Consider the following 9655-nt stretch of genomic DNA (forward strand, 5'->3'; position numbering starts at 1 on the left):
CTTACTCGGCGCCCTATACAAAATTACGGGCATTATTTAATATTTGAACTGTCAAATTATAATATTGTTTCTTCTCTCTTAATCTAATCAAGCTTCTTTAGCATTAAATATATGATCCAAGTTTTGATCGTAGGCGGTACCCACGGCAATGAGCGTACTGGCGTTCAGTTAATTCGTCGTTTACAGGCAAGTTCGACAGAGTTAGAGCGCAATCATTTTGTAGCGAAAACCTTATTGGCCAACCAATTAGCGATGGCAAATAACCGACGATACCTCGATCAGGATTTGAATCGATGTTTTAGTGAAGAGTTGCTCAGTAATATACCGGAGAATCGAGAACAATCCCGAGCAAAAGAAATAAATGAACAATTTGGCCCCAAAGGCCCTAACACTCAGACTGACTGGATTATTGACCTACATACCACTACAGCAAATATGGGGATTACGCTTATAGTTCAGCAGAACGATCCGCTTGCTTTGGATATGGCCCTTTATGTGCAAAAACAACTACCAGGCGCTGTAATATTTTATGAAGATAACGCCCCTACTACAAATTCTTTTCTTTGTTCGATAGCCAAGCATGGTTTTCTCATTGAAGTTGGTCCTGTAGCGCAAGGCTTGCTTCGGTGGGATGCTTTTGAACATACACGCCAAGCATTGAGCCATGCCTTAGACTTTATCGATTTACAATTAAGTGGACAACTGAGCCTACCCTCTATCCGAGAAGCCGACGTCTTCCAGTTTACTGAGAAACTGCATTTGCCGCGGGATGAAAGTGGTGAAATCATCGGCATGATACACCCGCAATTACAGGATCAGGATTATTGTAAATTATCCCCGGGCGAGCCAATTTTTATTTTGGACACCGGAGAAACAGTCTTGTTTGAGTATCACGAACCGGTCTATGTCGCTTTTGTTAATGAAGCCGCCTATTATGACCAGGCTCATGGCCTGTCACTCATGCGCAAGAGACACCTAACGTGGACCGACTGACATCCCGAACTTGTTTGTAACTCCGTGCTTTATCCCATGTCTGGTCAGGTCAGGGGCTGAAGGCTGAGAACTACTGTTCCTGAAGGCTGGAAGGACATCGTTAAGGCTTTTTCAGTTTTTATTTCCTCTCCCAGGATTCAACTGACACTAAGATAGCGAGTTGCTAACGGCTGCTGTTGGAATGCGCTGGTAGAGCTACAATATTGCATACGTCGACGTTTATGGTGAGTAAATGATATTCGCATTGGCCAGATCGACAACGGGGACCCGATATTATCCCTAGACCATTAATGTGCAGATGATGAATAACACCTTACAACAGAACTAATTTTTTATGATTTCTATTTCAAGATTCGAGACGCTCAACCCTGGTCCACATTTGATTGTTTTAGGAGCTGTGCATGGCAATGAAACCTGCGGTACCACTGCTATTCGCAAGCTAATTGATGAACTCAACAATGGGCTCTCTTTAACCAAAGGCACATTGACGTGCGTCCCGATTTGTAATCCCAAAGCATACGAACAAGGTACCCGCTTCTATGAACGTAACCTCAACCGCGCGATGTACATAAAAGAGTCGCCTAAAGACTATGAAGACCTCATCGATCCCGTGCTTTGCGGTCTTCTCGATCAAGCTGATGTATTGCTCGACATTCATTCTTATGCTTCCCAAGGTGGGCCCTTTGGATTCTTAGGCTCCACGAATACTCAGGAGATTGAATATTGCCGTTCGCTGGGTATCAATGACTTTGTTTATGGCTGGGCAGAGGCCTTCGGTAAGGTTGAAGAAGATCCAAGAGATAACATGGGCACCGTTGAATACGCTAGATCGGTAGGCTGTGTTGCGACAACCATCGAGTGTGGCAACCATCTTAACGACGATGCCGCGGATATTGCTTACTACACCATTATTAATGCACTCACACATCTGGGGATGATGGATCCTAGAGGCGTCGAGCAAGATAGAGTAAAGCCAACGGATCAACAACGATTCGTACAGATGAAGTCAGTTTTTTATAAAGAAAAAGAAGGCGACACCACTCAGCCCTGGAAGCATTACGATACCGTGGAAAAAAATGATGTGTTGGCAACTTACGCCGATGGTGAGGAGCTTGTCGCCCCCGAACGAGGCGTCATCATATTACCAAAATTACACACCAGTGTGGGTGGTGAATGGTTTTACTTCGGCGTTGAAACAGCGAGTCCTGAACCACAATCTTGATACCAAAATAAAACACTCTTTGTGTTACAGATGATGCCGATGGAAAGCTCTACCCTGATTCGGAGGAGGTGTAATTTATTTCGGCTCATCAAACTCATTAGCCATTGTAGTCAGCTTTATAAATCTTCTTAACGTCTATAAAGATACAGTTCAACCCAGTTTTCAATATCCCATTTGGTCCGTTATTTTCAAATGACTAAAGGAAAATAAGAAGTCCAAAATGATACAGATTTAGTTCCACTTTACTCTTGAAGTGGGCATAAAGAACCTGTTTGCGCCAACGTCTCCTCATGTCTAAACCAAGACACTAACCCTCTTACCTAGACGCCACTATCCCCCCTTATTTTTCAAAAAGTCCAATAAAATTAGAAAGCTCATGAGCTCTTGCTAAGCTTTTATAAAGGGACATTTTTAACTAAGGATACGGATGGTCATTCTACCTACAGAAAAACGTTTTGATTGGAGATACTCTCCGGTCATGCTCTTCACGATCGTTTTGCTAAACGTTGGCATTTTCTTTCTCTACCAGTCTGGCGACTCAGCCAAATTTGAATATGCCTATGAACAATACGCCAAGTTCAATCTGTTAGAAAAAGAATGGCAGGGGTATCAAAAGTATTTAGAGCAAAGTAATGAAACTGATTTGCTGGAAGCCTGTAAAGAAGAATATAACGACGGTTATGACACCGACATCATATACAGCATCATTTCAGATAAAGACTTTTATCCATTTATTCAAAGCAATAGCAACTTCCTAGTATTTGACCCCTATGATGTATCTGATAATTGGCAAAACTGGCTCCAACTAAGAGCTCAAGTCAACGAAGCCTTCAATTCACAAAGCTATCTGGCTCACGGGCTTATTCCATCAGAACTCAGCTGGTTCAAAACGATTAGCTATCAATTTCTGCATGGCGATTTCATGCATTTACTTGGCAATATGTTCTTCCTCGTTTTTTGCGGATTCGCTGTTGAAGCAGCCATTGGTGGTTGGATGTTTTTGCTGCTCTATTTGCTTTCAGGAATTGCTGGAGGCCTGTTGTATGCGGTAATGGATCTCTCAAGCGACACCTCTCTAGTTGGAGCGTCAGGCTCAATATCTGGTGTCATGGCCATGTATCTGGGTGTATTCAGGTTGCGCAAAATTGAGTTCTTTTATTGGATTTTTGTATTTGCTGGATATTTTCGAGCACCAGCCTTGCTCATCCTTCCCTTGTATATCGGCAAAGAGATAAGCGACTACTTTCTCAACCCGCATTCGAATGTCGCCTTTATGGCGCACGCGGGTGGCTTTGCTGGGGGTGGAGCATTGCTTGGTTTGATCTACTTCTTCCGACCTCAACTTGTGAATACAGAGTACGTGGAACAAAACCAAGAAATCGATCCAGAACGCGAAGCTAGAGCCAAGATTTACGAACAGATAGACCGCTTCTCATTTGCGAGAGCTGTAGAAAGTATCAAACAGTACAACAAGGATTACGGGGCAAGCTTTGAACTCAACATGCTGGCTTTTAAGTTATCTCAAGAAACGGGATTGAAAGGTCATGCTCTATTTTTCGCGACCTTAATGGATATAAAAATACGAGACGAGCGAGATCTAAGCCAGTTAGCCAATATCTGCGAGAACACACCAGACCTCATGAGCCAGCTGAATGAAGAGCAGCAATACAAGCTGGCATTAAAACTTTGTACTAACGAGCATATAAGCCTTGCTGAAGATATTTTCGAGAAGCTCAACACTCAACAAAATAGTCAACTCAACCTCGATGTTCTGGCCCGAAAGCTGTCGATTGTTTTTGGAAAGTGCAAGCAATCAGAAAAATCCCAGCACTATGCAAATATTGCTGAAACAACAATAGGCCTGGGAGGGAGTCAATAATGTCCTACTGCCATTATCACCCTCTTAGCCCTGCTAGCCATCACTGCACTCATTGCGATCAGGATTTTTGTCCTACCTGTTTAAATGAAAGCAAAACAAACAAAAATCCCACATGCATGATCTGTGAGCGAGAAACTGAAAGCCTTGGCGTTCAATCTGATGTCGTACCCTTCTGGCGGCGAATTGATCAAAGTTTCCGGTATCCTCTGAGCAAGCAAAGCCTTTCGTTTATCGTTGTTGTTTCGATGGCCATGGCAGCGGCAAGCTTTTTGTTTGTGCCACTGATGATAGGTTTATACCTATTAACTTCTGGTGTGATGTTTAAGTATTGCTTTAACTGTCTTTCCGAAACAGCCATGGGCAATATGCAAGCACCCAATGTCACATCGGCTTATGAAGGCGGTGTGCTTTTAGTATTCAAAATACTCTTCGTTCTTGTATTGCTATTAGTGGCTGTCGCAACAGCAGGTACTTTATTAGGAGCAGGATTCGCTTCGTTTCTTGGATTCTTTGTCATCGTTTCAATACCGGCGATGATCATTCTCTATGCGATGACGGAGAGTCTCGCAGAAGCATTGAACCCTCTAAAAATAATTGCGCTGATTAGCAGTATTGGAATGCCTTATGGCCTTATCTTAGCATTGATGATGGTCATGCTTGGTTCTGTTGATCTGCTTAGCCAAATTATTGGCTACGAGGGCTCGTTTGTCTCAATGGCTCTTCAATCCGCGATTTCCAACTTTTATTCTGTGGTCATGTTCCACTTAATGGGATACATGATTTTTCAGTACCAAGCAAAGCTAGGTTACACGGCTGAATCGCTCACCAATGAGCCCAAAAGCATTCGCTCAGATAAAGAGAAGTGCCTAGCTCATATCAAACTTCTAACCAAAAAAGGCGAGCTAACTAAGGTAGCCCGGCTCTATGAACAAGCTTTAAAAAGCCATCCGGGCGACAAAGAACTGAACGAATCCTGCTTCCAGTTAAGTTTGGCCCGCGTACCAAAGACACCAAATCAAGCTTCACTAGTATTCGACCGCTACCTCAAGCACTTAACCCAATCGGGTCAAAACGATAAGCTCGCGATTAGCTTCAAACGTGCATCATTGGCTTGTAAACACTATTTGCCAACAGACCCTAATTTGAGATTTGAATTAGCGAGGAGCAATTTTGATAAAGGCAATTTCAAACTCACTGTAAAACTGCTCAAAGACCTGCATAAAAGTTCACCCCACTTTATTAGGCTAATCGATGAATATGAGTTATTGGTCAAAGCAATTCTAGAAGTGCCAGAGCTCGAAAATAAAGCCCCTTTGGTTGAGGAGTTTTTAAACAAGCTCAAACGTCGACGCGCTGCTGAGAATGCCAAGAAAAGCAAACCATTTGAGTCGAAAGAATTAGAAACTCCAACTCAGCTGTCTCGACAAACAAAACCTGCTATCAATCAATCTAAAGAAGAAACTGGCTTAAATAAATTGCCGCCGATTGAGTTTAACTAATGCGACTGTGAGAAAGGCCTGGGACATTGGGAGGCTTGTAGGCTTTTAGAGAAGCCTCCCTAATAAGATTTGAATTCTAGAGATAAACTAAAAATCTGCAGGAGTGGTGCAAGATACTAGCTCACAATTACTATCGAAAGGGTTTCTGAAACGGTGTTCTTTGCGTGAATCAAAGTAATAACCTTGACCGGCCTCAACAATGTAGACCTCACCATCAACCGTAAGCTCCATTTTGCCACTTAAGACATACCCAGCCTCTTCACCTTCATGCATATACATGTCTTCACCGGTATCTGCACCGGGGCTTAACTTTTCGACCATAAAAGACATTTGCCGATTAGGGAAAGCCTTACCAATAAGCTTCCAATCTAAACCAGGGCTTGAGGTATCTAAGAATTCGTCAGCGCTATACACAACTGGCGTATCAACACGCGAAGAGTCGTCAGAATCGAAGAACTCCATTAGAGACATAGGTAATCCAGAGAGTACTTTCTTCAAAGAGCTCACACTGGGGCTGACGCTGTTCTTTTCGATCATCGAGATTGTAGAATTCGTAACACCAGCACGCTTAGCTAGTTCTCGTTGCGAAATTCCCGACTTTTTACGTACTTCAGACAAGCGCTTTCCTACATCCACGTAAAACCACCTATTAATTTATGATTCAATTAGTCTTCAACTACATTTTGGCTACATCTTACCCACCATAAGGATGAAATAATAGATCTTTTACTTTGCAGCGTGTAAAAAATGCTATACATTCGTCAATTATATCAAACTAATTTGTTGTGAATATCAAACATGCTAAATCCTAGAACGCACTCCAACGAATACCCAAACTCCTACTATGCGGCGACGTCGAAATACCCGATGCGTTACCCATCACTAACGAAAAGCCTCGACACACAGGTATGCGTCATTGGCGGTGGATTTAGCGGTGTAAATACCGCTCTTGAACTTGCTGAAAGAGGGTTCAAAGTTGTATTGCTCGAAGCATATCGCATCGGATGGGGAGCTTCAGGACGCAATGGTGGACAACTCATCCAAGGTGTTGTTCATGGTATTGAGCCTTTTGTGAAAGCCCTAGGAGAAGAGGGTGTAAAGGCCATTGAAGACATGGGATTTGAGTCCGTTAATATCGTCAGAGAGCGCGTTAAAAAGTACAACATTGATTGCGATTTAAAGATGGGCTATTGCGATTTGGCGCATAAACCTCGACATGTAGAAGACTTTAAAGAGCACAAAGCGTGGCTAGATAAAATTGGTTATCCACATGAAACACGCCTGTTAGAAAAAGACGAAATGCATGAAGTGGTTGGCTCAACGACTTATATCGGTGGACTCATTGATATGGGCAGCGGACACCTTCATCCTTTAAATTTGGTGTGTGGTGAAGCGAATGCCGCACACGAGCTAGGAGTTCAAATATTTGAACAGTCTAAGGTTACCAATATTGAGTACGGCAAGCGTAACCGAATTACAACCGAAGCTGGCGAAGTGATCGCAGATAAGCTCGTAATATGCGGCAACGCACATGTCGCGGGACTCAATAAACAGCTCGAAGGTCAGGTACTTCCCGCAGGAAGTTACGTGATTGCAACGGAGCCTCTATCCGAAGAACTATGTAATAAAATTCTTCCGCAAGACATGGCTGTTTGCGATCAACGCATAGACCTAGACTATTACCGTTTAAGTGCAGACAAGCGCCTATTATTTGGCGGTCTGTGCACGTACTCGGGAAGAGATCCTAAAGACATTGTTGCAGCTTTGCGCCCTAACATGGACAAAGTATTTCCTTTCTTAAAAGACGTCGCGATTGATTATGCTTGGGGTGGAATGATCGGGATTGGCGCAAACAGATTCCCTCAGGTTGGTCGTTTAAAAGAGAACGTATACTTTGCGCAAGCGTATTCAGGTCATGGCGTCAACGTGACACACATGGCCGGCAAAGTGATTGCAGAAGCAATTAGTGGGGAATCAAACCGTATCGCATGGTTTGAGAAGATCAGTCATATTCAATTCCCAGGAGGAAGACGCTTCCGATCACCCTTATTAGCGATCGGTATGCTATATCACCGATTGAAGGATTGGCTCAGCTAATACAAACAAAAAGAGCTTGGCCGCTGACCAAGCTCTTTTGCCACCTAGATCTTCATCCAAGTTGCTTTTAATTCAGTGTACTTATCAAGCGCATGCAAGGACTTATCTCGTCCATTACCACTCTGCTTAAATCCACCAAATGGTGCCGTCATATCACCACCATCGTATTGATTCACCCAAACCGAACCAGCCTCTAGCTTACGCGCGACCCGATGCGCACGGCTCAAATCAGAAGTCCATAAACCTGCAGCTAATCCGTAGATAGAATCATTAGCAATCGCCAACGCTTCTTCTTCGTCTTTAAAACGAATGACAGATAGTACTGGGCCAAAAATTTCTTCACGCGCGATCGCCATATCGTTCGTTACGTTCTCAAAAATAGCTGGCTGCACGTAATATCCATTCGGTTCGATGTCCAACTGCTCGCCACCGCAACGCAAGGTTGCCCCTTCAGCACTACCTTTTTCAACATAGCCAAGAACTTGCTTCATCTGAATATCATCAACCATTGCACCAATGGTTGTTGCTGGATTTAATGGGTTTCCTGGTTTCCACGCTTGGAAGGCTGTCTGTAATTTTTCGATGAACTCATCAGCAATATTATCTTGAACAAGTAAACGGGAACCAGCAGTACAAACCTCGCCTTGGTTAAAGCAAATCGCTGAAGCAGCAGCTTCAACAGCTTCATCTAGATCTGGCGCATCGGCAAAAACAATGTTTGCTGACTTGCCACCAGCTTCCGCCCAAACACGCTTCATATTGGTCTCGCCCGCCATAATCATCAAACGCTTCGCAACACCTGTTGAACCCGTAAATACGAGCGTATTCACATCATCATGCTTGGCTAATGCCGCACCAACAGAATGGCCAAATCCTGGTAAAATATTTAATACACCATCAGGAATACCTGCTTGTTGCGCCAAGCGTGCCAGTTTGATCGCTGTCAGTGGCGATTTTTCTGAAGGTTTCAGTACAACCGAGTTTCCCATCGCAAGCGCTGGCGCTAATTTCCACATTGCCATCAACATAGGAAAGTTCCACGGAACAATCGCCGCCACAACACCCACAGGATTACGCGTCACCATTCCAAGCTGATCGTGAGAAGTGGTGGCTAGCTCGTCGTATACTTTATCGATGGCTTCGGCTGTCCAGCGCAAGGCACGTAGGGTTCCATTAACATCTACACCAAGCGAATCACTAATCGGCTTACCCATATCTAAGGTTTCTAGCAAAGCCAGCTCTTCTTGATTTGCTTCGATCAAATCCGCAAATCTAAAAAGGATCTCTTTACGCTCGGCAGGCGATTTATCTGCCCAAACACCCGATACATAAGAAGCTCTTGCTGCAGCGACTGCACGATTTGCTTCACTTTCTCCGGAACTAGCAACCTGACATAAAACACGTCCATCAATAGGACTAATACAATCAAAGACTTCTCCGCTTTCTGCATCTTGATAACGCCCGTCAATAAACGCACGCCCCTCAATCGATACAGTCTCTGCGAATGACTGCCAATAATGTAAGTTCTGATCCGTTGTCATGTTTGCACTCCGGTAAAATTCTGAAAGTGTTGCCGTATACTTTACATACGCACAATACTAGTTTTGCGCGTTTTTTCAATTATTCTTTCAATATATTGAACACCAAATCTAATTTAATGCCCACTCACACCCGCACTAATATTGGCTTTTGCCCCATTATTGTAAANAAATTTCATTTAATACAAATATGCTCTTGATGTTTTATTTATTTTACATAAACTCGACTCATAGACGTTCAATATAACACACAGAGGCTTTGTAAATGTCGAACTCTGACTTTGGTAATAACAATGCATTTTGGATGCCCTTCACGGCTAATCGACAATTCAAAAAACAACCACGCATGCTCGTCTCAGCAGAAGGAATGCACTACACCTCTGATGATGGTCGTACAATTTTAGACGGTACCGCCGGCTTATGGTGT

At 43.4% G+C, this 9655-nt stretch carries 7 protein-coding genes; 5 read left to right on the forward strand and 2 right to left on the reverse strand.

The window, feature by feature from the left end:
* Window positions 1-111: 111 nt before the first annotated feature.
* From A3762_RS17140 to A3762_RS17155, 4 genes are all read left to right on the forward strand, one after another.
* On the forward strand, window positions 112-993 hold the full coding sequence (locus A3762_RS17140; protein ID WP_068478905.1) for an aspartoacylase: 882 nt from the start codon (window positions 112-114) through the stop codon (window positions 991-993).
* 334 nt (window positions 994-1327) lie between these two features.
* Complete coding sequence (locus tag A3762_RS17145; protein WP_068478902.1) at window positions 1328-2215, forward strand: succinylglutamate desuccinylase/aspartoacylase family protein; 888 nt, start codon at window positions 1328-1330, stop codon at window positions 2213-2215.
* Between the two features lie 427 nt (window positions 2216-2642).
* Complete coding sequence (locus A3762_RS17150; protein WP_068478899.1) at window positions 2643-4094, forward strand: rhomboid family intramembrane serine protease; 1452 nt, start codon at window positions 2643-2645, stop codon at window positions 4092-4094.
* The gene (locus A3762_RS17155; RefSeq protein ID WP_156493545.1) at window positions 4094-5593 is read left to right on the forward strand and encodes a hypothetical protein; all 1500 of its coding nucleotides are present in this window, start codon (window positions 4094-4096) and stop codon (window positions 5591-5593) included. Before A3762_RS17150 ends, A3762_RS17155 begins: the two co-directional genes overlap by 1 nt.
* An 87-nt stretch (window positions 5594-5680) precedes the next feature.
* On the opposite strand, the gene A3762_RS17160 is transcribed toward A3762_RS17155, so the two are convergent.
* Entirely contained in the window at window positions 5681-6229 is a 549-nt protein-coding gene (locus tag A3762_RS17160) for a cupin domain-containing protein (RefSeq protein ID WP_068478893.1), read from the reverse strand.
* A 162-nt stretch (window positions 6230-6391) separates the two neighbouring features.
* On the opposite strand from A3762_RS17160, the gene A3762_RS17165 reads away from it, so the two are divergent.
* Window positions 6392-7690: an FAD-binding oxidoreductase gene (locus tag A3762_RS17165; RefSeq protein ID WP_068478890.1), complete on the forward strand. Its 1299-nt coding sequence runs from the start codon at window positions 6392-6394 to the stop codon at window positions 7688-7690.
* 44 nt (window positions 7691-7734) lie between these two features.
* On the opposite strand, the gene A3762_RS17170 is transcribed toward A3762_RS17165, so the two are convergent.
* Window positions 7735-9231: an aldehyde dehydrogenase gene (locus A3762_RS17170; protein ID WP_068478888.1), complete on the reverse strand. Its 1497-nt coding sequence runs from the start codon at window positions 9229-9231 to the stop codon at window positions 7735-7737.
* Between the last annotated feature and the right edge of the window lie 424 nt (window positions 9232-9655).

Source organism: Oleiphilus sp. HI0125 (assembly GCF_001635355.1).

What these genes read in the sequence shown, in the direction of transcription:
- A3762_RS17170 (WP_068478888.1), bottom strand. Translation starts at nt 9,231, where the DNA reads ATGACAACGGATCAGAACTTACATTATTGGCAGTCATTCGCAGAGACT.
- A3762_RS17145 (WP_068478902.1), top strand. Translation starts at nt 1,328, where the DNA reads ATGATTTCTATTTCAAGATTCGAGACGCTCAACCCTGGTCCACATTTG.
- A3762_RS17155 (WP_156493545.1), top strand. Translation starts at nt 4,094, where the DNA reads ATGTCCTACTGCCATTATCACCCTCTTAGCCCTGCTAGCCATCACTGC.
- A3762_RS17150 (WP_068478899.1), top strand. Translation starts at nt 2,643, where the DNA reads ATGGTCATTCTACCTACAGAAAAACGTTTTGATTGGAGATACTCTCCG.
- A3762_RS17165 (WP_068478890.1), top strand. Translation starts at nt 6,392, where the DNA reads ATGCTAAATCCTAGAACGCACTCCAACGAATACCCAAACTCCTACTAT.
- A3762_RS17140 (WP_068478905.1), top strand. Translation starts at nt 112, where the DNA reads ATGATCCAAGTTTTGATCGTAGGCGGTACCCACGGCAATGAGCGTACT.